Origin of the sequence: Pseudoduganella violaceinigra DSM 15887, from assembly GCF_000425385.1 — a bacterium.
GTDB lineage: Bacteria > Pseudomonadota > Gammaproteobacteria > Burkholderiales > Burkholderiaceae_D > Rugamonas > Rugamonas violaceinigra.
The window spans coordinates 471,480-493,864 of the sequence record NZ_KE384357.1; the positions used below are offsets into that span (position 1 = coordinate 471,480).

The 22,385-nt window shown below is 63.5% G+C and carries 24 protein-coding genes; 10 read left to right on the top strand and 14 right to left on the bottom strand.

What is annotated here, in order from left to right:
* Positions 1-11: 11 nt before the first annotated feature.
* Positions 12-392 (bottom strand): DUF4398 domain-containing protein, encoded by a 381-nt coding sequence (locus H597_RS0121935; protein WP_051294008.1) that lies wholly within the window; start codon positions 390-392, stop codon positions 12-14.
* Positions 393-501: 109 nt separating this feature from the next.
* Between H597_RS0121935 and H597_RS0121940 the strand changes: the two genes are divergently transcribed.
* Both H597_RS0121940 and H597_RS0121945 read left to right on the top strand, forming a co-directional pair.
* Positions 502-2,520: an AsmA family protein gene (locus H597_RS0121940; RefSeq protein ID WP_035374865.1), complete on the top strand. Its 2,019-nt coding sequence runs from the start codon at positions 502-504 to the stop codon at positions 2,518-2,520.
* An 89-nt stretch (positions 2,521-2,609) separates the two neighbouring features.
* On the top strand, positions 2,610-2,831 hold the full coding sequence (locus H597_RS0121945) for a YMGG-like glycine zipper-containing protein (protein WP_035374866.1): 222 nt from the start codon (positions 2,610-2,612) through the stop codon (positions 2,829-2,831).
* A 6-nt stretch (positions 2,832-2,837) separates the two neighbouring features.
* Here H597_RS0121945 and H597_RS32035 read toward each other — a convergent pair whose 3' ends face one another.
* Positions 2,838-3,557 (bottom strand): Crp/Fnr family transcriptional regulator, encoded by a 720-nt coding sequence (locus H597_RS32035; RefSeq protein ID WP_035374867.1) that lies wholly within the window; start codon positions 3,555-3,557, stop codon positions 2,838-2,840.
* A 127-nt stretch (positions 3,558-3,684) separates the two neighbouring features.
* Between H597_RS32035 and H597_RS0121955 the strand changes: the two genes are divergently transcribed.
* The 4 genes from H597_RS0121955 (at position 3,685) to H597_RS32040 (ending at position 6,048) form a co-directional block, all read left to right on the top strand.
* Positions 3,685-4,368 carry a glycine zipper 2TM domain-containing protein gene (locus H597_RS0121955; protein WP_051294009.1) on the top strand — a complete coding sequence of 228 codons (684 nt, stop codon included), beginning with the start codon at positions 3,685-3,687 and terminating at the stop codon, positions 4,366-4,368.
* 78 nt (positions 4,369-4,446) lie between these two features.
* Positions 4,447-4,593, top strand: a complete 147-nt coding sequence (locus H597_RS35065) for a lmo0937 family membrane protein (RefSeq protein WP_154668220.1) — start codon at positions 4,447-4,449, stop codon at positions 4,591-4,593.
* Between the two features lie 96 nt (positions 4,594-4,689).
* Positions 4,690-5,355 carry a YiaD family glycine zipper/OmpA-like lipoprotein gene (locus H597_RS0121965; protein WP_028104009.1) on the top strand — a complete coding sequence of 222 codons (666 nt, stop codon included), beginning with the start codon at positions 4,690-4,692 and terminating at the stop codon, positions 5,353-5,355.
* Between the two features lie 99 nt (positions 5,356-5,454).
* Entirely contained in the window at positions 5,455-6,048 is a 594-nt protein-coding gene (locus H597_RS32040; RefSeq protein WP_083941227.1) for a DUF3617 domain-containing protein, read from the top strand.
* Here H597_RS32040 and H597_RS0121975 read toward each other — a convergent pair.
* Positions 6,029-6,868 carry a branched-chain amino acid aminotransferase gene (locus tag H597_RS0121975; RefSeq protein WP_028104010.1) on the bottom strand — a complete coding sequence of 280 codons (840 nt, stop codon included), beginning with the start codon at positions 6,866-6,868 and terminating at the stop codon, positions 6,029-6,031. The two genes, H597_RS32040 and H597_RS0121975, sit on opposite strands and share 20 nt — an antisense overlap.
* 40 nt (positions 6,869-6,908) lie before the next feature.
* Positions 6,909-7,994 (bottom strand): porin, encoded by a 1,086-nt coding sequence (locus H597_RS0121980; RefSeq protein ID WP_028104011.1) that lies wholly within the window; start codon positions 7,992-7,994, stop codon positions 6,909-6,911.
* Positions 7,995-8,174: 180 nt separating this feature from the next.
* Between H597_RS0121980 and cls the strand changes: the two genes are divergently transcribed.
* The gene (gene cls / locus H597_RS0121985) at positions 8,175-9,575 is read left to right on the top strand and encodes a cardiolipin synthase (RefSeq protein WP_028104012.1); all 1,401 of its coding nucleotides are present in this window, start codon (positions 8,175-8,177) and stop codon (positions 9,573-9,575) included.
* A gap of 63 nt (positions 9,576-9,638) precedes the next feature.
* Here cls and H597_RS0121990 read toward each other — a convergent pair whose 3' ends face one another.
* Genes H597_RS0121990 through H597_RS0122000 form a run of 3 tightly spaced genes read right to left on the bottom strand, consistent with a single transcriptional unit; the run spans position 9,639 to position 12,009 of the window.
* On the bottom strand, positions 9,639-10,448 hold the full coding sequence (locus tag H597_RS0121990) for a metallophosphoesterase family protein (RefSeq protein ID WP_028104013.1): 810 nt from the start codon (positions 10,446-10,448) through the stop codon (positions 9,639-9,641).
* A complete protein-coding gene (locus H597_RS0121995; protein ID WP_028104014.1) occupies positions 10,448-11,350 on the bottom strand; it encodes a diacylglycerol/lipid kinase family protein in 903 nt (300 codons plus the stop codon). The genes H597_RS0121990 and H597_RS0121995 overlap by 1 nt, the downstream gene beginning before the upstream one ends.
* Positions 11,347-12,009, bottom strand: a complete 663-nt coding sequence (locus H597_RS0122000; protein WP_035374871.1) for a phosphatase PAP2 family protein — start codon at positions 12,007-12,009, stop codon at positions 11,347-11,349. Before H597_RS0122000 ends, H597_RS0121995 begins: the two co-directional genes overlap by 4 nt.
* Before the next feature lie 108 nt (positions 12,010-12,117).
* Between H597_RS0122000 and H597_RS0122005 the strand changes: the two genes are divergently transcribed.
* Positions 12,118-12,342 (top strand): hypothetical protein, encoded by a 225-nt coding sequence (locus H597_RS0122005; RefSeq protein WP_028104016.1) that lies wholly within the window; start codon positions 12,118-12,120, stop codon positions 12,340-12,342.
* Here H597_RS0122005 and H597_RS0122010 read toward each other — a convergent pair.
* Positions 12,339-13,241, bottom strand: a complete 903-nt coding sequence (locus tag H597_RS0122010; protein WP_028104017.1) for a LysR family transcriptional regulator — start codon at positions 13,239-13,241, stop codon at positions 12,339-12,341. The genes H597_RS0122005 and H597_RS0122010 overlap by 4 nt on opposite strands.
* Positions 13,242-13,343: 102 nt before the next feature.
* Here H597_RS0122010 and H597_RS0122015 point away from each other — a divergent pair, with 102 nt between their 5' ends.
* On the top strand, positions 13,344-14,360 hold the full coding sequence (locus H597_RS0122015) for a zinc-binding alcohol dehydrogenase family protein (RefSeq protein WP_028104018.1): 1,017 nt from the start codon (positions 13,344-13,346) through the stop codon (positions 14,358-14,360).
* Here the strand turns inward: H597_RS0122015 and H597_RS0122020 are convergent.
* The 3 genes from H597_RS0122020 to H597_RS0122030 form a co-directional block, all read right to left on the bottom strand.
* A complete protein-coding gene (locus H597_RS0122020; RefSeq protein WP_028104019.1) occupies positions 14,357-14,917 on the bottom strand; it encodes a hypothetical protein in 561 nt (186 codons plus the stop codon). The two genes, H597_RS0122015 and H597_RS0122020, sit on opposite strands and share 4 nt — an antisense overlap.
* 114 nt (positions 14,918-15,031) lie before the next feature.
* The gene (locus tag H597_RS0122025; protein WP_028104020.1) at positions 15,032-15,715 is read right to left on the bottom strand and encodes a hypothetical protein; all 684 of its coding nucleotides are present in this window, start codon (positions 15,713-15,715) and stop codon (positions 15,032-15,034) included.
* 54 nt (positions 15,716-15,769) lie between these two features.
* Positions 15,770-16,666 (bottom strand): ribose-phosphate pyrophosphokinase, encoded by an 897-nt coding sequence (locus H597_RS0122030; protein ID WP_028104021.1) that lies wholly within the window; start codon positions 16,664-16,666, stop codon positions 15,770-15,772.
* Between the two features lie 90 nt (positions 16,667-16,756).
* Here H597_RS0122030 and H597_RS0122035 point away from each other — a divergent pair, with 90 nt between their 5' ends.
* Positions 16,757-17,143 (top strand): YybH family protein, encoded by a 387-nt coding sequence (locus H597_RS0122035; protein ID WP_028104022.1) that lies wholly within the window; start codon positions 16,757-16,759, stop codon positions 17,141-17,143.
* Here the strand turns inward: H597_RS0122035 and H597_RS32045 are convergent.
* From H597_RS32045 to H597_RS0122050, 3 genes are all read right to left on the bottom strand, one after another.
* Complete coding sequence (locus H597_RS32045) at positions 17,110-18,423, bottom strand: MFS transporter (protein WP_051294011.1); 1,314 nt, start codon at positions 18,421-18,423, stop codon at positions 17,110-17,112. The genes H597_RS0122035 and H597_RS32045 overlap by 34 nt on opposite strands.
* The gene (locus H597_RS0122045) at positions 18,420-19,721 is read right to left on the bottom strand and encodes a GH1 family beta-glucosidase (RefSeq protein ID WP_028104023.1); all 1,302 of its coding nucleotides are present in this window, start codon (positions 19,719-19,721) and stop codon (positions 18,420-18,422) included. The genes H597_RS32045 and H597_RS0122045 overlap by 4 nt, the downstream gene beginning before the upstream one ends.
* 72 nt (positions 19,722-19,793) lie before the next feature.
* Positions 19,794-22,148: a TonB-dependent receptor gene (locus H597_RS0122050; RefSeq protein ID WP_028104024.1), complete on the bottom strand. Its 2,355-nt coding sequence runs from the start codon at positions 22,146-22,148 to the stop codon at positions 19,794-19,796.
* Between the last annotated feature and the right edge of the window lie 237 nt (positions 22,149-22,385).

The following is a 22,385-nucleotide window of genomic DNA, read 5'->3' on the forward strand; positions in this document are numbered from 1 at the left end:
ATGGCTCCTTCTCAGCGAGTCATGGTGCTGTTGGCCCGGTCGAGCTCCTCGCGCAGCACCCGGATGTCTTCTTGCAGCTGATTGGCGGCCGCGGTCGCCTTGGCGCTGCTGGCCTTGCTTTGCGCCAGCTTGGCGTCAGCCTGCGCCTCCTGCGCCAGGATCTGGGCGGCGCGGTAATCCTTGGCCGCCAGGGCCTGGTTGGCGCGCAGCATCTTGTCACGCGCGGCCGACATTTCAGCCGGCGCCAGTTCCGGCGCACCGGTCGAGGCGGCAGCTTCCACCGCGGTGCGCGATGATGCCACCTCGGCGGTGGCCGGGGTCTTCATGCTGCTGCAAGCCGCCAATGCAAATACGCATGTGGGCAACACTAGTAGCCGTTTCAGCGAATCCATTGTTGTTCTCCTCAAAGCGAATGGGGTATGGCAGTTATATAAGCTGTCCCGGCTGGGTTCAGTACGGTGCCGCACATTGCGGTCGCCCGCGCCGGTGTAATCTGTCGCCATGGCACCTACACTTTCTCGCCGTGCAAAGATCAGCCTGGCAGTGCTGGGCGTTTTCGTGGCCATTCCGGCGCTGGCCCTCATCATCCTGTTGAACTATGACTGGAACCGCGCCCGCCCCTGGCTGGGCGCGCGCGCCAGCGAAGCCTTGCAACGGCCGGTTGAACTGCGCGGCAACCTTGCGCTGACCTGGCAAAAGCCAGCGCTGCCGTCCGCGGCGCGCAGCTGGCGCGAGCATATCCCCTGGCCGCACCTGGTGGCGCAGGATGTGCACATCGGTAACCCGGCCGGCCTGCCGCCAGGCGACATGGCGATGGCGCAGAGCCTGGGCTTCTCGCTGAGCCCGTTTGCCCTGCTAAGCCGCAAAATCGCCATCCCCGAGCTGCGTTTCGACCAGCCGCAGCTGGACCTGCTGCGCCAGGCCGACGGCCGCAACAACTGGACCCTGCCGAAGCGCCCGCCGTCCGAATGGCGCCTGGAACTCGATCGCCTGGTGTTCACGCGCGGCAGCATCAAGCTCGACGACGCACAGCAAAAGCTGGTCGCCACCGCCAAGGTCGACACGCTCGAACATGACGCGCGCTACGGCGTGCGCTGGACCCTGGCCGGCACATGGAACCAGCAGGACATCAGCGGCAAGGGCAAGACCGGCGCCGTGCTGGCCCTGCGCGATACCGGCCTGCCGTTCCCGATTCAGGCCGACGCCAAAGTCGGCCTGGTCAGCGTGGCGGCCGAAGGGACCTTGACCAACCCGGCCCAGCTGGCCGCCATCGACCTGCAGCTGAAAGTGTCGGGCGCATCGGCGGCGCGCCTGTATGCGCTGACCGGCCTGCTGCTGCCGGAAACCCCGCCCTTCACCACGGCGGGCCGCCTGAGCGGCCACCTGGCCGAAGGCGCCAGCCAGTGGACGTATGAAAAATTCACGGGCCGCGTGGGCGATAGCGATATCGCCGGCACCCTGTCCTACCAGCAGCGCCAGCCGCGCGGCCTGCTGACCGGCGTCGTGCACTCGCGCCTGCTGCAATTTGCCGACCTGGGCCCGCTGATCGGCGCCGACTCCAATGCCAGGAAGGAAGAGCGCGGCGTGGCGGCGGTACAGCCGGCCGGCAAAGTGCTGCCGGTGGAAACCTTCAAGACCGAGCGCTGGAAGGCGCTGGACGCCGACGTCAGCTTCCAGGCCGAGCGCATCGTGCGCACCAAGGAACTGCCGCTCAGCAAGCTGCACACGGAATTCCATCTGAAGGACGGCGTGCTTCGCCTGGCGCCGCTCGATTTCGATTTCGCCGGCGGCCAGGTGGCTTCCAGCGCCACGCTCGACGGCAGCAGCGGCGACACCGTGGCCGCCACCCTGGACGCCAACGCCAGCCATATCAAGCTCAAGCAGCTGCTGCCCAAGCTGCCGGACCTGAAGCAAGCGACCATCGGCGAAATCAACGCCGCCGCCAAGCTGAGCGCCAAGGGCAATTCGGTGGCCGCCATGCTGGCCCATTCCAACGGCGAATTGAAAACCCTGGTCAACGATGGCACGGTGAGCAAGCTGCTGCTGGAACAGATGGGACTGAACATCGGCAATGTCGTGCTGACCAAGATGTTCGGCGACAAGCCGGTGCACCTAAATTGCCTGGCCGGCGATTTCGGCGTGCGCGACGGCCTGGCCCAGACCCGCTACTTCATTGCCGACACGGACGATGCCACGGTGCGCATCAATGGCGCCGTGAACCTGGCCAGCGAACAGATCGACCTGACGCTGAAGCCCGACAGCAAGGGCCTGCGCATCATCTCGCTGCGCGCCCCCATCTATGTGCGCGGCTCGCTCAAGCAGCCCGATGTCGACATCGACAAGGGCGTGATCGCCATGCGCGCCGGCGGTGCGCTGGCGCTGGGCGTGCTGGCGGCGCCGGTGGCGGCGCTGGCGCCCCTGATCAGCGCCGGCGGCCAGGGCGACAACCAGTGCGCCGCCCTGCTGGCGGCGGCCAAGGAGAAGCCCAAGGCGCCGCCGCCCGGCAAACCGCAAAGGTAACAAACCGTTACATCGTGAAATAGCGAACAGATCACCTTGGCAGCTCCCCGTAAGCTAGGAACCGTATTCCCAGTTACGGAGGAAACATCATGAATACCAAACAGATCGCAGCCCGCCTCGCGCTTGCCACTGCCATGCTGAGCCTGGGTGCATGCTCCTCGATGTCCGCGCAAGACAAGAACACCGCCATTGGCGCCGGGGTCGGTGCAGTCGCCGGCTCGGTGCTGACCGGCGGCTCGACCACCGGTGCCGTGGGGGGCGCCGTGGTCGGTGGCGTCATCGGTAACCAAGTCAATAAACCGCGCCGTTAAAGGCGTTCAGGAAGGCTTGCGGACCTGCTGATAGCAATGGCAGGACACCGCTTCCAGCCCGGCCGGGTCCAATATTTCGATATTGCCCCGGCTGTAGCTGATCAGGCCCTGCCCTTGCAGGGCGCTGGCCGCCTTGGTGACGCCGACGCGGCGCACCCCCAGGGCATGGGCCAGGAATTCATGGGTCATATGGAAGCGGTCCGATTGCAGCCGGGCGCGCGTCACCAGCAGCGAACGCGCCAGGCGCGCCTCCAGCACGTGGAAGCGGCTGCAGACGGCGATCTGGATCGCTTGCGCCAGCAGGTTGTCGGTGTAGCGGTGCAGCAGGCGCTGCAGCGATTCGAGTTCCGCAAACTCGGCGATGAAATCGTCGGCCTCCATGCGCAGGGCCTGGCCGCTGCGCTGGACAATCGCCCGCACCTGGGCGCGGCGCTGGCCCAGCGCCACCGAGGCGCCGACCATGCCTTCGCGTCCGGCCGAGCCGACTTCCAGCGTCATGCGGCCTTCCGCCACCGCCAGCAGCGAAACCAGTGTGTCCAGCGGAAAGTAGATGTAATCGATGGCCTCGCCGGCTTCGAACAGCACATCGCCGGCGTCCAGTTCCACCAGCTCGCACAAGCCAGCGAGGTGTTCGAGGTCGTCTTCCGGCAAGGTGGCCAGCAAGCGGTTGCCGATGCGGGGTGGTGGCGTTTCACTGCTTGGAACGGTATGAAGATTCAGGGTCATTGCCGTCAGCCTGGTGGAGTTTAGGCGGAGCGTATCGGCAAATAAAAAACGTGTATGTACGCTGACGCACGGAAGCAAGCGAGCCTGGCCGCGACAATGTTGTATCCAACAGGAAAGGAATTAAAGCATGGAACGAGAAACCAAAATCATGAGCTACACCACCCACCCCGTGCTGCTGATCGCAGCCATTGCCGTGGTGCTGTTCTGCGGCGTGGGCATCGCGGCCATCATGGGCTGGCTGCCGCAATCGGGCGCCAAGGCGGGCCCGCCGATGGCGGCGGTGCAGGTGGAGCCGCGCGACGGCGGCCAGGCAGCCGCCACTTATGCGGCCAATGGTGCGGCCGATACCTCGGGCTACTCCGGCAGCGGCAGTCATGCCGGCGCGATGGCGCCGTCCGAGCGCCAGGGTGCCGAGGCGCGCTATGCGGAGGCCCCGGCAATGCAGCCGGCCGCGACGCAGGTGGCGGCGGCTCCGGCCCCCTGCCATAGCTGCGGCGTGGTGGAATCGGTGCGTACCGTCACCCAGCGCGGCGAAGGCAGTGGCCTGGGCGCGGCCGGCGGCGCCATTGTCGGCGGCCTGCTGGGCCATCAGGTCGGCGGCGGCAACGGCCGCAAGCTGGCCACTGTCGCCGGCGCGGTCGGCGGCGCCGTGGTCGGCAACCAGGTGGAAGGCAATATGAAGTCGACCACCCATTACCAGGTGCGCGTGCGCATGGACGATGGCAAGGAACGCACCGTCACCAGCGGCACGCCCAACTGGCAAGCGGGCGACCCGGTGACTGTCGTGAACGGGCGCCTGCAACGGCGCTGATGTTCGGTATCGCACGGATGGCGATGCTGGACGCGGCAATAATGCACCCAGGACTACGGACTATGAGAGGAAAATATCATGCTCTATACCATCGCCGTCGTACTCATCATCTTGTGGCTGCTCGGCCTGGTGACCTCCTACACCATCGGTGGTTTCATCCATATTTTGCTGGTGGTGGCGGTCATCATGATCTTGCTGCGCCTGATCAGCGGGCGCGGCATTTAGGCGCGCCGGCCCGGCCGGCGTACACTAACGGGGCGGGGTCTGCGGCGCAGGTCCCGTCCCGCTTTTTTTTCCGCACATCTTACAAAGGAGAAGTTCATGCCCAATAAAACCCTGGCCGCGCTGCTGATCGCCGCCCTGGCCACGACCGGCTGCGCCGAGATGGATGCAACCCAGCGCGGCACCGCCACCGGTGCTGGCGTCGGCGCCGGCATCGGCGCCGTGCTCGGTGCGGCCACCGGCCCCGGCGGCGGCAAGCGCGCAGCCGGCGGCGCCGTCCTGGGCGCTGCCGTGGGCGCCGTGGTCGGCAATGTCTGGTCCAAGCGCATGGAAGCGCAGAAGCAGCAGATGGAACAAGCCACCCAGGGCACCGGCGTGCAAGTCTCGCAGACCGGCGACAATCGCCTGAAGCTGGAGATCCCGAGCGATATCTCGTTCGATACCAACCGCTCCGACATCAAGCCGGACTTCCGCCCGATCCTGGACCGCTTCGCCACCACGCTGAACGACAACCCGGCCGCCACGGTCAGCATCGTCGGCCATACCGACAGCACGGGCAGCGCCGCCACCAACCAGCCCCTATCGGTCGAGCGCGCCGCCCACACCCGCGACTACCTGGCCACGCGCGGCGTCTCGCCGACCCGCATCGTGATCGAAGGGCGCGGCGAACAGGAGCCGATCGCCTCGAACGACGATGCGGCGGGACGCGCGCGCAACCGCCGCGTGGAAATTTACGTGGCCGAGCCGCGTCCACCGCAAGGCTGAACAAGCCCATCCGGGACGGCGCCGCGCACCGCCAGCGGGCCGCCGCCCCGGCTTTAGCGCTACAATCGCCGCAACACCGCGTCCAACCTGGGAGCTTCCATGAAACAGACCGCCTTGACCTTGCTCTGCCTTGCCGCCCTGCCCGCCTGGGCGCAGCAATTGAAACCGGGCTTGTGGGAGCTGAACAACCGCGTCGCCTCCGCCAGCCCGGAAACCATGGCGATGATGGCGGCAGCCCAGCAGCAGATGGCGAATATGGCGCCGGAACAGCGCAAGGCGATGGAACAGATGATGGCGCGCCATGGCGTCAATATGAGCATGGGCGATGGCGGCGGGGTCAAGCTGACCTATTGCCTGACCAAGGAAATGGCGGAGAAGCAGGATTTGCCGGCTGGCCAGCCCGGCCAATGCACCACCACCCGCACCCCCGTGCCGGGCGGCATGAACGTGAGCTTCAACTGCAGCAAGCCGCCGTCCAGCGGCAACGGCCAGGTGATTTTCAACGGCAATACCGCCTATAGCATGCGCATGAACGTCAACAGCACAGCACAAGGCAAGCCGCAGAACATGGTGGTCGAAGGGAACGGCCGCTGGCTAAGCGCCGATTGCGGCAGCGTAGCGCCGCCGCCGCCCGCCGCTCCGCCCAGCAAGCCGGGCCCCGAGGTGAAGCAGCCTACTCGCCACGATCAATAAAGGCCCAGTACAGCTCGCGGGCCTTGCTGGCCACCGGACCGGCCGGCAAGCTGCGGCCGTTATACCGGATGCACGGAATGACCTTGCCGAAGTTGCCGGTATTAAAGATTTCCGTTGCGCTGTCCAACTCCTGCGGTCTGACGGTGCGCTCCTCCACTTCGATGCCGGCGTCGGCCAACAGCTTGATGACACGGGCGCGGGTAATGCCGGCCAGGAATGTGCCGTTCAGCGCCGGGGTGACCACCTTGCCTTGCGCTGTGACGAAGAACAGATTGGCGGTGGCAAACTCCGCCACATTGCCCTGGCTGTCGCACATAACGGCATTGTCATAACCCTTTTCCTTGGCCTCGCGCAGCACGCGGGTGGAATTGGCGTACAGGGCGGAAGCCTTGGCATCGGTCGGCGCCATGTCCGGGTCCGGGCGGCGCATGGCCGACAGGCAGGCGGAGAAGCCGGTAAACGGCGGCATCGGCGCATCGAACAGGGTCAGGGCAAAGGCCGATTTTTCCGCGACCGGAATCAGCAGGCCATCGGTGGCGAACACCAGCGGGCGGATATACAGCTCGGCGTCGGCCGGAAAGCGGGCCACGCCCTCCTTCACCAGTGTTTCCATGGCCTCCACGCTGAGCGGGCACTCCAGCCCCAGGCTGCGTGCCGAACGCACCACGCGCTCCAGGTGCGGGCGCAGATCGGGCAGCTTGCCGCGCACGGCGCGCGCACCATCGAATACGGAAGAGCCGAGCCAGACGCTATGGTCCATCGCGCCAAACAGGGGCGCATTGCCTTCGGCCCAGTTCCCGTTGAAGTAAGTCAGATACATGTATTCCCCGCTGAAAGATCCAGCTAGGGAATGTAGCACATCAGAATGCGTGGCGCAGACCGAGGGTCAGGGCGCGGTTGCCCTTGCCGCGCTCACTGGCATTCCCGGCCGTGTAAGGCGCCCCGTTGCGATTGTGGATATTGGCGAAGGAGGCATACACGGCGGTGCGCCTGGAGAATGAATACATCAAGCCGACGGCAGCCTGGTCGGCGTCATGCTTGAGCGGGCTGCGGTCATCCTTGTGCACCAAGGACACCATATAGATGGCGCGCCCGCTGGTATAGGAGAGCCCGGCCAGCATGTCATGGCTGTACATGGACGGCGTGGACAGTAGCAGGGCGCCGTAGGGATTGGCCGGATCCCAGGGCGAGCTGCCCAGCCCACGGTTGACGCCATAGGCGGCGAACGCCGTGGCCGCGCCAAGATTCAGGTTGGCCGCCACCAGGGTATTGCGTGCGGACAGATCGACCGGCTGCGTGGTGCCGACCGCCTCAATGGGATTGCGCTTGCGCTGGTGGGCAATGCGAATGTTGAACATCCCGTTCTCATAGCCAAGCGTTGCGCCATACGCCCGATTGCGTGTCGTGCTGAATTCGGATTCGCCGAAGCTGTAGATGGCGCTGGCGCTCCAGCCGCGCCCGGACCGGGTGCGGTACCTGACGGCATTGTCATAGCGTTTCGCCGTGTAGCCCATCAGGTTGGTGGCGGCGCCGGACAAGCCGCCATGGAAGGGATCGGCCACTTCAACCAGTGCCTCGTACTGCAGATTGTACTGGCGCCCCAGCGTCAAGACGCCCCACGGCCCATCCAGTCCCACCCAGGCCTGGCGGCCCAGCAGCCGGCCGTCTTCGGAGCGGCCGGTGTCGTTCTCGATGCCGCCCTCCAGCGTGAAGACGGCGGCCGTGCCGCTGCCAGCCAGCGGTTCGCGCCCGCTGATGCCGATTCGCGAACCTTCCGATATGCCGGGAGAGAGCCGCAGATTGGCACAGGCCTCCTTGCAGCCGCGCTCGGCCACCACGCCGGCATCGACGACGCCGTAGACCTGGACACCCGTTGCCGCCGGCGGCTCCCCGGTCTGGGCCAGCGCCAATGCGGGCAAGGACAGCAGTGTGGCAAGCGCTTTCATGGCGCCAGATTAGGGCAGGCAGGGTCTGCAATCTGTGCGCGCACCAACAAAACGATTCGACGCCGCATGGCCAGCCAGCGTGGCGCGAAGCGGCACGGCCGAACGACAGCTGATTATGTTCGACAGCGAACATTCAACCGTTCACGGCTGTCTTAGACTGGCCGTCGGAGGGCGCTCAACATGAAGGCACGTCGCTGGCTGGTCGTTATACTCGCGGGCTGGACCTTACTGGCCTGCGCATCCCTGCCCGAGGTCGATCCCGACCAGGCCAAGGCGCGCGCCAAGGCCGTTCCGGAAGTCGTGACCTCGGCTGGCAAGCTGCCGCGCCAAACCACCGAACAACTGCTGAAGAAGCGCTGGGCCAAGTCCACCCTGGACCTGACGGGCCAGGCCGCGCTGGAAGAAGCGGCAACCGGGGTACCCCTGATCGCGGGCAACAAGGTGCAACTGTTGTTCGATGGTCCGCAAACCATGGCGGAAATGATGAAGGCCATCGCCGCCGCCAAGGACCATATCAATTTCGAGACCTATATCTTCGACCAGGACGAGCTGGGCATGAAGTTTGCCGACCTGCTGATCCAGAAGCAGCGTGAGGGCGTGGTGGTCAATGTCATCTACGACAGCGTGGGCACCATCGGCGTGCCGCAGCAATTCTTCGACCATATGCGGGAAAGCGGCGTAAAACTGCTTGCCTTCAACCCGATCAATCCGGCCAGGACGCGCGGCAACGGCTGGAAGCTGAACAACCGCGACCACCGCAAGATGCTGATTGTGGATGGCAAGGTGGGCTTCACGGGCGGGATCAATATCAGCGATACCTACTCCAGAAGCTCGCCATTCCGCGGCGGATCGGGCGGCGGCCCAGCGCCAGCGCGGGCCAAGGGAGTGAACGATGTCGGCTGGCGCGATACCCATGTCCGCATCGAAGGCCCGGCCGTGCAGGCCATGCAGTGGCTGTTCGTGCAGAACTGGATCGAGCAGGATGCCGATGATTTACGCGATGCCAAATACTTTGTCCAGGTAGCGCCGGCCGGCGACAAAGTGATGCGTGTGCTTGGGTCGCGGCCCGAGGGGCGCTTCGAGATCTACAAGGCCTTGCTGCTGGCGATACAGGAAGCGAAGAAGTCGATCCATATCACTTGCGCATATTTCGTTCCCGACGACCAGACGTTGCAGGCGCTGGAAAATGCCGCACGGCGCGGTGTCGATGTGCAGCTGGTGCTGCCCAGCGTGTCCGATAGCGGCCTGGTCTTCCACGCGGGCCGCGCGTATTACCGGCCCCTGCTTGAGGCCGGCGCGAAGATTCATGAGCTCAAGCTGTCGGTACTGCATGCGAAGACTGTGGTGATCGATGGCGTGTGGTCGACCGTCGGATCGACCAATCTCGACCGCCGCAGTTTTCTTCACAACAGCGAAGTGAATGTGATTGTGATGGGCGATGTGTTCGGGCTTGAGATGGAAAAAGCCTTCAAGGAAGACTTGCATAATTCAAACGAAGTCACGCTCGCCGCCTGGAACAAACGGCCGCTCTCCAACCGGCTGAAGGAATGGCTCGCACGCGTGTGGGACTATTGGCTGTAGCGCTTGATCTATCTCACACCGCAGCTTCTTTCTCAAAAAAATGGCCGACGTCATCGGGCTCGTCTAGGCAGCGGGACGCCAGATATCACCCTGGCGGCGGAAATTATCCGTGGCCGCGAGAGTAAAGCCGCTTTCGTCGATCCAGCCATAGCGCTCGACCTGGATTTCGTCGTGCTGTACGCGCAGCACATTGAATGAATTGGTCTCGCCCCGGCTGCGGGTGGAGGTCGCGGTGCCGGCCTGGACCACCAATGCGGCATAGCCGTCGATCTCGTAGCGCTCGGCGGTGCTGTGCGTGTGGCTGGTGTGCAAATGCCCCGCCAGCAGCAAATCCACGCCGCAGCGTGCGAACACTTCCATCGCCATCGGCGCCCGCTCCACCAAGTCATCGCGATCGAGGTGGCGCGGCAAATCAAAGGGATGATGGGTCACGACGACCCGCGTGACACTGCGCGGCAACTGGGCAAAGCGATGGTGCAGGTATTCGACCTGGCCTTGGTTCACGCGGCCGTCCTTGAAGGTCAGCGAGCGTGCGGTATTCAAGCCCAACACCGCAATTTCATCGTCGACAAACTCTGGCGCGAGGTTGCGCGTGATGTGGCGGCGGTATTTCACCAGCGGCTGGAAGAATCGCGCGGCGACGTTATACAAAGGGATGTCGTGATTGCCGGGCACCACGATCTGCGGCTTGGGCAGGGTATCGAGATACTGCCGCGCCTGGCGGAATTGCTCGCTGCGAGCACGCTGGGTCAGGTCGCCGGACACCACCACGACATCGGGCCGCAGGTCGCCGATCAATTCGCGCAAGGGCGCCAGCAGGGAATTATCGACGCGGCCGAAATGCAGGTCGGAGATATGGACCAGGGTTCGCATCAATCCTCCTGTGGCGGCGGCACGATGACTGGCAAGGCGGCCGGCCGGATCCGGTAACGCAGCGGCGGCGCCATCACCGTCACCTCGCCGTCGGTTGCCACGCGCAGGCGGCGGTGGCGGGTCTCGATCACCATTTCCCCGGCCTGGAAGATATGGAATTCGCGCGACTGGCGCAACCGCCCGAACAGCGCCCGCAACGCCAGCTTGACCAATCCGAACCGGGTCGGCCGCTGCGCCACGTAGACGCTCAGCATACCGCCATCGATGCGATCGCGCTCGCCGATATTGAATCCCTGCATATGGTATTCATTATTGCCCACGAAGACGAAGGGCGTACGGCGCGCATAGTCTTCCGCCCCCAAGGACAGGCGCACGCTGAGGAAAGGATAGCGCCGCAGGGCTGCCAGCGTCGCCCAGCCGAAGGCCGTCCATTTGCCGCGCCCGAGGCGGCGCTGCTGGCGTTGGCGGTCGCGCACGATGTCCGGATAGAGGCCAAGGCTGGAATTATTCAGGAAGATGCGGCCGTTGACCTCGCCCACATCGACGCGCGCCACATGGCCCGCGGCCAGCGCGGCGATCGCCGCATCCAGCTGGAACGGAATGCGCAGGTCGCGCGCAAAATGGTTCAGGGTTCCCATCGGGAGGACACCGAATACGGCGCCGCTGTCCAGCACGACCGAGGCCACGGCATTGACCGTGCCATCGCCACCGCCCGCCACGACGATGGGCGCACCGGCGGCCAATGCCGCGCGTGCCGCCGCCATGATGTGGTTGGCGTCCTCCGCCAGGGTGATGTCGGCATCCAGTCCGTGGCTGGCAAAGCGCTCGGCAAGCGTAGCGCGCCACTGCGGGCCATAGCCCTGCCCCGCGCCGGCATTGATAACGACAGCAATGCGCTTCATGGCCGCTCCCGATGCCGGCGCAGGCTGGAGACCGCGGTCACGCAAATCGCCAGCCAAGCGAGTCCCTCCGCGACGGCCGCCACGACATCCGTCAGGTAATGCACGCCCAGGTACATGCGGCTGAATGCGACCAGCATCACCATCAGCACGGCGCCGCCAGCGAGTGCCGCATGCTGGGCCGCGTTGCGGGCACGCGTCCACAGGTAGCAAGCGAGCACGCCATAGAAGACCGTCGCGGCCAGCGTATGGCCGCTCGGGAAACTGTACGTCGGCAAGCTCAGCAGCGGATCGGTGAAGGTCGGGCGCACGCGCTGGTAGCTGTGCTTGAGCAGCACATTCAGCACCATGCCCGGCGGCACGGCCAGCAGCAGGGTCAGCAGCCAATAGCGCGCCTGCCGGCGCCAGAGATGCCAGGCAAACAGCAGCGACAGGAAGGCGATACCGGCCACGCTGTGCAGGTGGCTGACCGCCAGGAGCAGCGTGGTCAGCGGCTCGCAGGCGCGCGCGTGCAACCATTGGGCGACACCGACGTCCAGCGCCGCCAGGCGGGCGCCCGGCCCCACGGCGGCGCCGGCGATGGCCTGGAACAGGCCTGCGGCGGTAATCAACAGGCTCAGCCCGGCCAACAGATGCAGGGGAAGACGGATCGTATCTCTCATACAACGCTTAACAATAAAAACTGATTTTTTATCCAGTACTGTTGATTCATACAGTATTTGTGCTATTCTGATGACTCGTTAAACACATCACAGCAAAAGGAATTCGTCATGACCACTATGAACAGCACCTTCGGCTCCCGCTTTGGCCTGGAATATGCCCCTACGTCTTTCCTGGTTCGCTTCGGCAAACGTGAAGTGCTGGTGTGCCGCGACTTCCGCAAGCGCTTTTACGCTGTGAACCCCATCATCGAATGCGATACCGGCGTGCAGCCGGGCCATCTGGAAGTTCTGCTGTTCAGCCGCTGGCTGCTGATCTTCTCCAAAGCCCATTAAGCCGCAGTCTCGCACAGCTGTTCATATTGAGCGCGCAAATAGTCGCGCAAACGAATCACGACGGGCGTGACCTGCGAGCGGTGCATGCAAACCAGCTGTAATGGCACCTCTTCACCCATTACATCTGGTAGCAGCAATCGTAAGCGACCGGCTTTCAGGTCGGCGGTCACGTCCAGCCGTGATTTATAGGCAATGCCCAATCCCGCGACCGCCCAGCGGCGCACCAGGTCGGCATCATCGCTACTGCGATTGCCCCTGACCTGCACGACTTTGTCCTGGGCCGGGAAGGCCCAGCGGTCGTACAGCATATCGTCCAGGGCAAAGCGCAGGCAATTGTGCCGGGCTAGCTCGTCCAGGTTGGACGGCGCGCCGTGCTTGCGCAGATAGTCGGGTGCGGCAACCAAGGCCCGCCGGTTATCGGCCGCAATCGGCATGGCCACCAGGCTCGAGTCATCCAGCCTGCCGTAGCGCAGGGCCAGATCCACCGGCTGGCGGTACATATCGGCCACCCGGTCGCTGACATACAGCTGCAGGCTGATGGCCGGGTATTCCGCCTGGAAGGCATCCAGCCAGGGCAGCAGCACATTGCGGCCGACATCCGATGGCATCGAGATTTTCAACAGGCCAGCCAATTCCTGCTGGCCTTGCCGAATGGCCTCATGCCCTTCCCTCAGCTGGCGTACCGCTTCGCGGGCGTGGCGCAAATAGTGCTCGCCTTCGGCAGTCAGGCGCAGCGAACGCGTGGTGCGGGCGAACAGGCGCAGCTGCAATTCCTCTTCCAGGCGCTTCAACGCAGCACTGGCCAGGGCCGGGGAAATATCCAGCGAGCGCGCCGCTGCCGACAGGCTGCCGCGGTCGGCCGTGGAGACGAAGACCTCGAGGTCGTCCAGGCGCAGCATTTTCATCATTCCTTTGAAAGTGTTTCCATAATTTTAGTCTTTTTCTTGAAGCCGGGATGGCCGAAGATGCATCCATCGCCACTTCTTATGAAAGACCACCCCATGAAAGCTGTTGCCTACCGCGCTTCCCTGCCCATCGACCACGCCGATGCCCTGCTCGACATTGAATTGCCGGCGCCCGTCGCCACTGGCCGCGACCTGCTGGTCGAGGTCAAGGCAGTGTCCGTGAACCCGGTCGATTACAAAATCCGCCTGAACGTCGCCCCGGCGGAAGGCGAAAACAAAGTCCTGGGCTGGGATGCGACCGGCATCGTGCGCGCCGTCGGCCCCGATGTAAGCCTGTTCAAGCCGGGCGATGAAGTCTGGTACGCCGGCGCCCTCGGCCGCTCGGGCACCAATGCCGAACTGCACCTGGTGGACGAACGCATCGTCGGCCACAAACCCTCGAAGCTCGGTTTTGCCGAAGCCGCCGCCCTGCCCCTGACGGCCATCACGGCCTGGGAACTGTTGTTCGACCGGCTGGGTGTCAGCCGCGACAAGGCGCAGGAAGCAGGCAAGTCCCTGCTGGTGACTGGCGCTGCCGGCGGTGTCGGCTCCATCCTGATCCAGCTGGCGCGCCAGCTGACGGGACTGACCGTCATCGGTACCGCATCGCGCCCCGAAACGGCGGAATGGGTGAAGGCGCTGGGCGCCCACCATGTGATCGACCACAGCAAGCCGCTCGATGAGGAAATCCAGCGCCTCGGCCTGCCGCCAGTCAACTACATCGCCAGCCTCAATGAGAGCGAACACCATTTCCCAGCCCTGGCCAAACTGGTGGCGCCGCAAGGCAGGCTGGCCTTGATCGATGACCCAGCCAATATCGACGTGCGCCAGCTGAAGCTGAAGAGCGTATCGCTGCACTGGGAATTCATGTTCACCCGTTCCATGTTCGAAACCGAAGACATGACAAAACAGCACGCGCTACTGAATGACGTGGCGCGCCTGGTGGACAGCGGCGTGCTGAAAACCACGCTGGGTGAACGCTTCGGCGCCATCAACGCCGCCAACCTGAAGCGCGCGCATGCCCTGCTCGAAAGCAACCGGGCACGCGGCAAGATTGTGCTGGAAGGTTTCTAAGCCTCGGCGGAGACGCGGGCCGCGTGTGCCGCCGCGCTCGCCTCCCCTGCCTGTTCGATCGCATGCTCCTGCTGGCGGATCGCCAGGGCGCGGCGATCGTGGGCATCCACCGAATCAATCAGCGCTTGCGACAAGCGGCACGCATCATCCACGGTTGCGTCGAAGCGCTCGCGTCCCCGCTTCAGCATGGCCGATTCATAGCCGACCGCGGTGAACATATCGCAGATCTGCACGCACAGGTCGCGCAGGGTGCGCATGGAATCGCAGGCGCCTTCGATATCGCCGCGCATTTTACGGTCCAGGTCGATGAATTCGGAGCGGCCTTTTTCATGCGCCGACAACTCCAGCACCGTCTTTTGCCAGCGCATGATGCGGCGCGAGATACGGCTGATATTGGCGTTCTTCTGGCGCAGCAACAGCGCGTATTCAAACGCCAGCAGGGCCAGCGGCATGCAGGCCAGGAAGGCGGGAATGCCGGCACCCCGCAAGGTCGTTTCCAGTTTTTTGCAGCGGTGCAGCAGTGCACCGATATTGCCGCCCAGGGAATGGTTGCGCATGGCCCGTCCTCCCGACAATCCGCCATGGGGAATCACAGCGCGATGAGCCAAGTATAGGCAGGCGCTTGCCCTTGCGGCCATGCGCAGGATTGACGCAGATTAAAGGACGCTCGATTAGGCCCCGTTCAGCCAGGCCTGTTCGTGCTCGCGCTCGCGGCGCCGGCGCTCCATCGGCGAGTCGAAATCGCGCAGGAACTGGATGTGCCGGCGCTCCAGCGCCAGCATATCGCTTTCGATGGCATCGATCTCGGCACGGTCCGACGAATGCTTCATGTAGTTGGCACGCTCGCGGCTGAGCCTGTCCTGCTCATCCTGGATGGCTTGCAGGCGCCCTTCGCAGCGCTGCACGGTGCGGCGCAGTTTTTCCGGCGTCAGGCCCTGCTCGCGCAGGTCGGTCTGCACCGCCAGGTCGCCCCGTACGCCATGGGTACGCTTTTGCAGTTCGGCGATTTCGGCGTTCACTTCCTCGATGGCGGCAAGATCCTTTTCCGCGTAGGCGTTGCGGCGGCGCTCGCCAAGCAAGGCCATTTCGGCTTCCAGCACCTGGTATTCGTCGCGGAAGGGGCGTTCAAAATTGGCGAGCTGGGTGCGGCAGGATTCGATCTGTTTCCCCAGCGCCACCGCTTCCAGTTGCAGCTTGGCGGCCGGCATGTCGAAGCGGCGCTGGGCGCGCTCTTCCATGGCCTTGCTTGCGGCGAGGAGGCGGGCTTCGTAGCGTACGGTCGAAAACTTCTTGCGCGCCTCCTGTTCATGGGCGGCACGCAGTTTGCGCTCGTATGCGCGGAAGGCCGCGGGCATGCGCAGCCTTCGATACCAGTTACGAATCCAGTTCCACATAGGCAGGAATATAGCCTAGGCGGCGGCGCGTGTCATGTCTGCAATGGCCGGGGCAAGCAGGGATGCGACAGGAATGGCGTTGCTGGCATGCGGGACGGTGTCGCAGCTGGCGGTGCGCGCGACGCCCGAGGCGATCAGGTCTTCATAGGCGCTGGCGGCGAACAGCGGATGAACGGCAACGCAGACCGGCGCCGGCAAGCCGGCCCGGCGCACATGGCCAACCGCGGCAATCATGGTGCGGGCCGTCGATGCAATATCATCAACAACGACGGGAGTATGGTGCAGCCAGCGTTCGGTGTCCGGCACCGAGACTTCCACATCGTGGTCGCCGCGGCGCACTTTTTCCAGCACGATGCAGGGACAGCCGGCGCCGCGCGCCACTTCGGCGGCCCATTGCTCGCTTTCGGCGTCGGGGCCGATCACCAGCGGCTGCGGGACGTTCGCGGCGATCCATTGCGAGATTGCCGGCGCGGCGCGTACCACGCGCGTCGGAATGGTATAAATTTCAGCCAGGTCGCGATGGCGGTGCAGGTGCGGATCGATGGTCACCATCCAATGGAACACGCCCGATACCAGCCGCGCAAAATGGGCGGAGGTGATGCCTTCGCCTGGATTAAAGATCGCGTCGTGGCGCATATAGGCCAGGTAAGGGGCCACCAGGCCCACGCTGGAGGCGCCCAGGTCGCGCGCAATGCTGGCCGCGAAATACATCGGCATGAAGCGGTCATCCGGCCGGTCCAGCGTACATACGAGCACCACCTGGCGCCCCTTCACATCCGCGTGATAGCGCACATAGGATTCACCGTCCGGGAAACGCCGGACCTGCAGACTCCCCTGCTCCCACCCCAACAACTCGGACAGCCGGGCTGTCGTCGCCTCATTGCCTGGCAGTGCGAACAGGATTGGCGTCATACCGGTCTCCCAAGAATTAGTGACTTTTTATTCTAACTCCTTGTTGCTGCTTGGAGAAATGCTTGTTATAAAACAGTAAAGGAGCCCAATATGCAAAAACATCCCGTGAAAGAAGCCATCGAGGCCGCCGACCGCGCCATCAGCGCCGAGGACTTCGACGCGCTAATGGCGTTCTACGCTGAAGACGCCACCCTGGTCGTTAAACCCGGCTTGCAGGCGCGCGGCAAAGAGCAGATCCGCAAAGCCTTCATCGCCATCGCCGAGTATTTCAACCACCAGATCAGCGTCAAGCAAGGAAGGATGGAGATCATTGAAGGCGCGGGAACGGCGCTGGTCATCATGGAAACGCGACTCGAAACGGGTGGCGCTGTCATCGAAAGACGCGCCACCTATGTATTCCGCGCTGAAGCCGATGGGCGATGGCTCTGCGTGGTCGACAATTCCTATGGCACCGAACTGCTGACGGCCGTTGGCTGAAGGGGCTCGGGCTTGGCAACCGTCGGCGCCTCGTCATTGTGGAAAGGCACGTACCAGGTCACGAGAAAAGATGGCAGCGTAGCCGCCATCACAAGCCAGAAGTAACTCGTATAGCCCATGGCCTGCTGAAGGTGTCCGCTGACCATCCCGGTCAACATGCCGCACATGCCCATCAGGCCAGTGCCGAAGGCGTAGTGGGTCGTGGTGTACTTGCCGGGAGCCAGCTGCTGCATCAGGTAGATCATGAAGCCCACCGAACCGAAGCCAAACGAGAACTTCTCGACCACTACCCCGGCGCCAATCACCCACAGGCTCGATGGCTGGTAGATCGCCATCAGCAGGAAAGTGGCGATCGGAATATTCAGCACGCAGCACAGCGTGAACAAGACCGGCTTCAAACCTCGTTTAGCCACATACCAGCCGCCAACCAGGGAGCCGGCCAGCACGGCCAGCAAGCCATAGGTGCCGTACACGATGCCCAGCAGCTCATTGGACATGCCGAGACCGCCCTTTTCCACCGGGTCGACCATGAAAAAGGGCCCGATTTTTTCCAGCAGGCCGATCGAGACGCGGTACAGCAGCGCAAACGCCACCATCATCCACACGCCGCGCTTTTCGAAGAAAGTCTTGAAGGCGTCGCGCAGGATTAAAGCGGCGTGCCCCAAGCTTTGCGGGGTATCGGCGGCGCGTGCCCCGTCGGGCATCACGCGCCAGTGCCAGGCCGTGATCGCCAGCAGCAGCGCAGCCACGGCGATAAAGACCACGCGCCAGGCGCCCATCCAGTCCATGCCAAGATCAGTGTGCAGTCGGCCGCTCAAATAGACCAGCACACCTGAGGCCACCACCGGTCCGATATTCCAGCTCAGGCTTTGCACACCGCAGTACAGCGACTGGCTGCGCGAACTGAGCGACGTGACATAGACGCCGTCGCTGGCAATGTCCATGGTGGCCCCGATAAAGGACATGATCCAGAACATCGTCATCATCAGCGCCATCGAACCGGGCATCCCCATCACCAATGCCACGGCGCCAAATCCCAGGCCAAGCAGCAGCTGCGTCACAAGCACGAAGAATTTCTTGGTGCGGTACATTTCCACTACCGGCGCGAACAGCGGCTTGATGGTGTAGGCCAGGATCAGCATGCTGGAATACTGGGCGGCGCGGCCGTTATCCATGCCAAGGTTCTTGAACATGATGGACGTCACGCTGGTCAGCATCATGTAGCCCATCGCCATGGCGAAATAGCCGGTGGGCACCCACGTCAGCGGCGAGCGGTTCATGAACGCTGCGCCTTGATGAAGTCGCGATACCAATGCGCGCTGTCCTTCAGAGTGCGCGCCTGGGTGGCATAGTCGACGTGGACGATCCCGAAGCGCTTGGCGTAGCCCGAATCCCATTCGAAGTTATCCAACAAGCTCCACATGAAGTAGCCCCGCACGTCGACGCCCTGCGCCATCGCATTAGCCAGCGCATCCAGGTGGCGGGCGACGAAGGAGATACGTTCCTCGTCGTGCCCGGGCGTGCTGCTGGCCATGCCGTTTTCCGTGATGTAGATCGGCGGCAGCGCATATTCGCCATTGAGCTTGAGCAGCAGTTCGGTCAAGCCTTGCGGATAGATTTCCCATCCCATATCGGTGCGGCCGTTTTCCAGCGGCGGCATGCGCGGCGGGTCCTCGGCGCTGCAGAAGGCGCGGAAGTAGTAATTCACGCCGAGGAAATCGATCGGCTGGCGAATGATCTCCATATCGCCCGGCTCGACGCGCGGGGCATTGGCGCCGTGGTGGCGCAGTGCCAGCTCCGGGTAGCGGCCTTTGAATATCGGGTCCATGAACCATTGTACCGAACGCGCATACTCCACTTCCGCCAGGGCGCGGTCGGCGGCGCTGCCGGTGGCCGGATCGGCCGTCCACTGGTTCAGGACGATGCCCAGCTTCGCGTTTGATCCGACGGCGCGCATGGCGTTCATGGCCAGGCCATGCGACAGGAGTAGATGGTGCGAGACCTGAACGGCGGCCTTCGCGTCGCGCACTCCCGGTGCAAATTGGCCGTTGCCGTAGCCAAGGTTGGCCGTGCACCATGGTTCGTTGTGGGTGGCGATGCTGGCGACCCGGTTACCGAAGCGGCGCGCCACTTCCGCAGCGTAAGCGGCGAAGTGGAAGCAGGTGTCGCGATTGAGCCAGCCGCCCTCCTCCTGCAAGGCTTGCGGCAAGTCCCAATGGTAAAGCGTGACGTAGGCCTGCTTGCCCTTGGCATCCAGCGCGTCGAGCAGGCGCTCGTAAAACGCGAAGCCGGCCTCGTTCCAGGCGCCTTTTCCATCGGGCTGCACCCGCGACCAGGCAATCGAGAAGCGGTAGGCATCGACGCCCAGCGAATCGATGATTTCAACATCCTCGAGATAACGGTGGTAATGGTCGCAGGCGACGCTGCCGTCGCTGCCATCCTTGATTTTGCCGGGCGTGCTGCAGAATACGTCCCAGATAGAGAGGCCTTTGCCGTCTTCCTGGTTGGCGCCTTCGATCTGGAAGGCGCTAGTGGCGACGCCCCAAAGAAAATCGGGCGGAAGGCGTGTGTCTTTCATGCGTTGATCACTGGTAAATGCGGGAAAAGATGGCCTGCCCCGGGGGACGAGGCAGGCCGCGTTGCGGCGGGATCAGAAGTCGATGCCCGCGTTAACTCCGAAGGTGCGCGGCGGCAGGTACTGGGCCACCCACACGTTGCCGCCGTTCATGGCGCTGGTCTTGATGCGTTTGTCGCCGGCGTTACGCACGTAGGCATCCACCCAGAACTGCTTTGGCCCCTGGTAGCGCAGGCCAAGATCGAACTTCGTGTAGGCCTGCTGCTGGTCTTCCGGCCCCATATTGAAGATCGACAGTTCGGACTTGGTTTCATAGTGCGCCGAGATGCGCGGGATCAGGGTGTTGCCGTCGTCCATGCGGAATGTGTGCTGGTAGTTCAGGTGCGCCGAGAATTTTGGCGCGTGCGGCATGATATTGCCGGTGACATTCAGGCAGCTCGAATTCAGGTCCGGGCAGAACGGCAGCGAATAATCGTTGGAGCCGGCGACCAGATAACCCAGTTTGGTATGCGTGTAGGCCAGGGCCAGCGCCAGCTTGTCGTCCGCCGACAGCCTGGCCTGGATCTCCGACTCAGCGCCCCACACCTTGGCGCCATCCACATTGCTGGTGACGAAGGTGTGCGATCCGTCTGGATTGGTGACTGGAGAGCTGAACTGGAAATCCTTGAATTTCTCGTAATACACCGCGTTGTTGACGCGCAGCGCACCGCCCAGGAAGGCGCTCTTGCTACCGAACTCGTAGTTGGTCAAGGTCTCGGCGCCATAGGTACGGCCGCCATCCTGCAGGCCGCCGGACTTGTAGCCGGTCGACACGCTGGCGTACAACATGTGGTTCTTGCCCAGGTCGTAGCTCAGGCGCGCCAGGCCGGTGGTCTTGCTGCCTTTGTATGTGCCGTCGTTGGACGGCACGCTTGGCTTATAGCCCTGTCCCGGCTTGGTCGGATCGATATTCGGGGTCACCGGAAGCTGCGGCACGGTGGGATCGTAGTTCCAGGTATAGCCGTTGCCGCCTTCGTTGGTGCGCTTGTCCGAGGTGTAGCGCAGGCCGCCCGTCAAGTGCAGGCTGCCGGCATTCCAGGTCGCCTGGCCGAACACGGCGCGGGAATCGACGGTTTCCTTCGGCTGGATGAAAGAGCCTTGCCAGACCACGCTACCCTGCTGGGTACCGTGCATGATCGGGATGTCGAAACGGATGCCGTTATCCTCCTCTGCGTAGTAGGCGCCCAGTTGCCAGTCCACTTCCTTCTGGCCGACCGACTGCAGTTGCAGTTCATGGCTATTGCTGCTGTATTTGGACCAGACCGTGTTATTGGCCTGGAAATCGCCGCCGGTGGTGAAGCTGGTCGGCAGCACGCGGCCGCCATCCTGGTCAAACGTGGACGACCCCGAGAATTTGGAATGGCCGGCGATGTAGGCCAGCGACATATCCGGACTCACCGCATAGTCGACGCGGCTGCGGAAAGTGTTCACATCGCGGTGCAGGAAGGGCGCGGTGTCGATCAGGGCCGACCATTCATCCTGGCCGGCGCGCGGGGTCTGCATCACGTTCATATTCGGGGTGCCGCGATCCTGGAAGCGCTCATAGGAGATATTCCACTTCAAGCGCTCGCTCGGCTGGTACAGCCAGCTCACCCGCACGCCGCTCTGGTTTTGCGCGTTGTAGCGCGGCCCGTTGGTAACGTAGTTGTTCGGATTGATCGGCTGGAACTGCGCCGGATTGCCGCCGCCTGCCAGGAAGGCCGCGCGCTGGTCGGCGACCGGGATATTCAGCAAGGTCTGGTATTTCACATAGCCGTCATGCTGTTCGTGGATCACGGCCACGCGCAGGGCGGAATTCTCGCCGGTCGGCACGTTCAAGGCCGCACGCGCGCCGAGGCGGGCGAAGTCGCCGATACCGCCCGATACGCTGCCCGAAAACTCTTTCAGCTTGGGTTTGACGGTCTGCATATTGACCGCACCGACGGTGGAATTACGGCCCCACAGCGTACCCTGGGGTCCGCGCAGGACTTCGATCGCTTCCACATCGAACAGCAGCGCGGTGGCGCCTTCCGGGCGCGGCGAGTAGATCCCGTCCACAAAGAAGGCCACTTCAGGATCGGCGTATTCGGTTTTGGCGGAGTCGTTGCCGATACCGCGCATGGTCATGGTGATGACGCCGTGGTCGCCCTGCCCGGTGGCCTGGAAGCTCGGCACCAGATTGGTGACGTCCTGGATCGTCTGTACATGCGCATCTTCAAGCGCTGCGGCATCCAGCGCGGTGACGGCCACGGGGGTCTTTTGCAATGACGTGGTGCGCTTGGTCGCCGTGATCAGGACCTCTGGCACGACGGTGGCTTCGGTGTTAGCTGCCACGGGCGCGGTTTGCTGTGCATTGGCACTCATGGAGGCGACCAGGGCCAGCACCCCGATCTGGATTGCAGAAAACTTCATATTGTCTCCGTTGTTGTTGTGAAAACGATTTCTTATTTCCTGAAAACGATTTCATACTACATTTCATAAAAATAAGAAGTCAACAGATTTTTTGTCAGGAGTACAAAAGGCCACAGCGACGCCGACGGCCCCGTCAGCACCTTGCAACAGCGGGATGAAAACGCTTTCAAGCTGGTCTTTCATAACTTTTTCGCAACAAGCGGGTTGCCCGGCGCTTTATGCGACACTGTTCTGTGG

Bases quoted from the DNA above. Each gene is read 5' to 3' on its own strand.
- H597_RS32035 (WP_035374867.1), bottom strand. From the start codon at position 3,557: ATGACCCTGAATCTTCATACCGTTCCAAGCAGTGAAACGCCACCACCC.
- H597_RS0121955 (WP_051294009.1), top strand. From the start codon at position 3,685: ATGGAACGAGAAACCAAAATCATGAGCTACACCACCCACCCCGTGCTG.
- H597_RS0121935 (WP_051294008.1), bottom strand. From the start codon at position 392: ATGGATTCGCTGAAACGGCTACTAGTGTTGCCCACATGCGTATTTGCA.
- H597_RS0122020 (WP_028104019.1), bottom strand. From the start codon at position 14,917: ATGCGCAACCATTCCCTGGGCGGCAATATCGGTGCACTGCTGCACCGC.
- H597_RS0121945 (WP_035374866.1), top strand. From the start codon at position 2,610: ATGAATACCAAACAGATCGCAGCCCGCCTCGCGCTTGCCACTGCCATG.
- H597_RS0122025 (WP_028104020.1), bottom strand. From the start codon at position 15,715: ATGCCCGCGGCCTTCCGCGCATACGAGCGCAAACTGCGTGCCGCCCAT.
- H597_RS0121980 (WP_028104011.1), bottom strand. From the start codon at position 7,994: ATGAAAGCGCTTGCCACACTGCTGTCCTTGCCCGCATTGGCGCTGGCC.
- H597_RS0122000 (WP_035374871.1), bottom strand. From the start codon at position 12,009: ATGAGAGATACGATCCGTCTTCCCCTGCATCTGTTGGCCGGGCTGAGC.
- H597_RS0121940 (WP_035374865.1), top strand. From the start codon at position 502: ATGGCACCTACACTTTCTCGCCGTGCAAAGATCAGCCTGGCAGTGCTG.
- H597_RS0121995 (WP_028104014.1), bottom strand. From the start codon at position 11,350: ATGAAGCGCATTGCTGTCGTTATCAATGCCGGCGCGGGGCAGGGCTAT.
- H597_RS0122045 (WP_028104023.1), bottom strand. From the start codon at position 19,721: ATGAAAGACACACGCCTTCCGCCCGATTTTCTTTGGGGCGTCGCCACT.
- H597_RS0121990 (WP_028104013.1), bottom strand. From the start codon at position 10,448: ATGCGAACCCTGGTCCATATCTCCGACCTGCATTTCGGCCGCGTCGAT.
- H597_RS35065 (WP_154668220.1), top strand. From the start codon at position 4,447: ATGCTCTATACCATCGCCGTCGTACTCATCATCTTGTGGCTGCTCGGC.
- cls (WP_028104012.1), top strand. From the start codon at position 8,175: ATGAAGGCACGTCGCTGGCTGGTCGTTATACTCGCGGGCTGGACCTTA.
- H597_RS0122015 (WP_028104018.1), top strand. From the start codon at position 13,344: ATGAAAGCTGTTGCCTACCGCGCTTCCCTGCCCATCGACCACGCCGAT.
- H597_RS0122005 (WP_028104016.1), top strand. From the start codon at position 12,118: ATGACCACTATGAACAGCACCTTCGGCTCCCGCTTTGGCCTGGAATAT.
- H597_RS0122010 (WP_028104017.1), bottom strand. From the start codon at position 13,241: ATGCTGCGCCTGGACGACCTCGAGGTCTTCGTCTCCACGGCCGACCGC.
- H597_RS0121975 (WP_028104010.1), bottom strand. From the start codon at position 6,868: ATGTATCTGACTTACTTCAACGGGAACTGGGCCGAAGGCAATGCGCCC.
- H597_RS0122050 (WP_028104024.1), bottom strand. From the start codon at position 22,148: ATGAAGTTTTCTGCAATCCAGATCGGGGTGCTGGCCCTGGTCGCCTCC.
- H597_RS0122035 (WP_028104022.1), top strand. From the start codon at position 16,757: ATGCAAAAACATCCCGTGAAAGAAGCCATCGAGGCCGCCGACCGCGCC.
- H597_RS0122030 (WP_028104021.1), bottom strand. From the start codon at position 16,666: ATGACGCCAATCCTGTTCGCACTGCCAGGCAATGAGGCGACGACAGCC.
- H597_RS32040 (WP_083941227.1), top strand. From the start codon at position 5,455: ATGAAACAGACCGCCTTGACCTTGCTCTGCCTTGCCGCCCTGCCCGCC.
- H597_RS0121965 (WP_028104009.1), top strand. From the start codon at position 4,690: ATGCCCAATAAAACCCTGGCCGCGCTGCTGATCGCCGCCCTGGCCACG.
- H597_RS32045 (WP_051294011.1), bottom strand. From the start codon at position 18,423: ATGAACCGCTCGCCGCTGACGTGGGTGCCCACCGGCTATTTCGCCATG.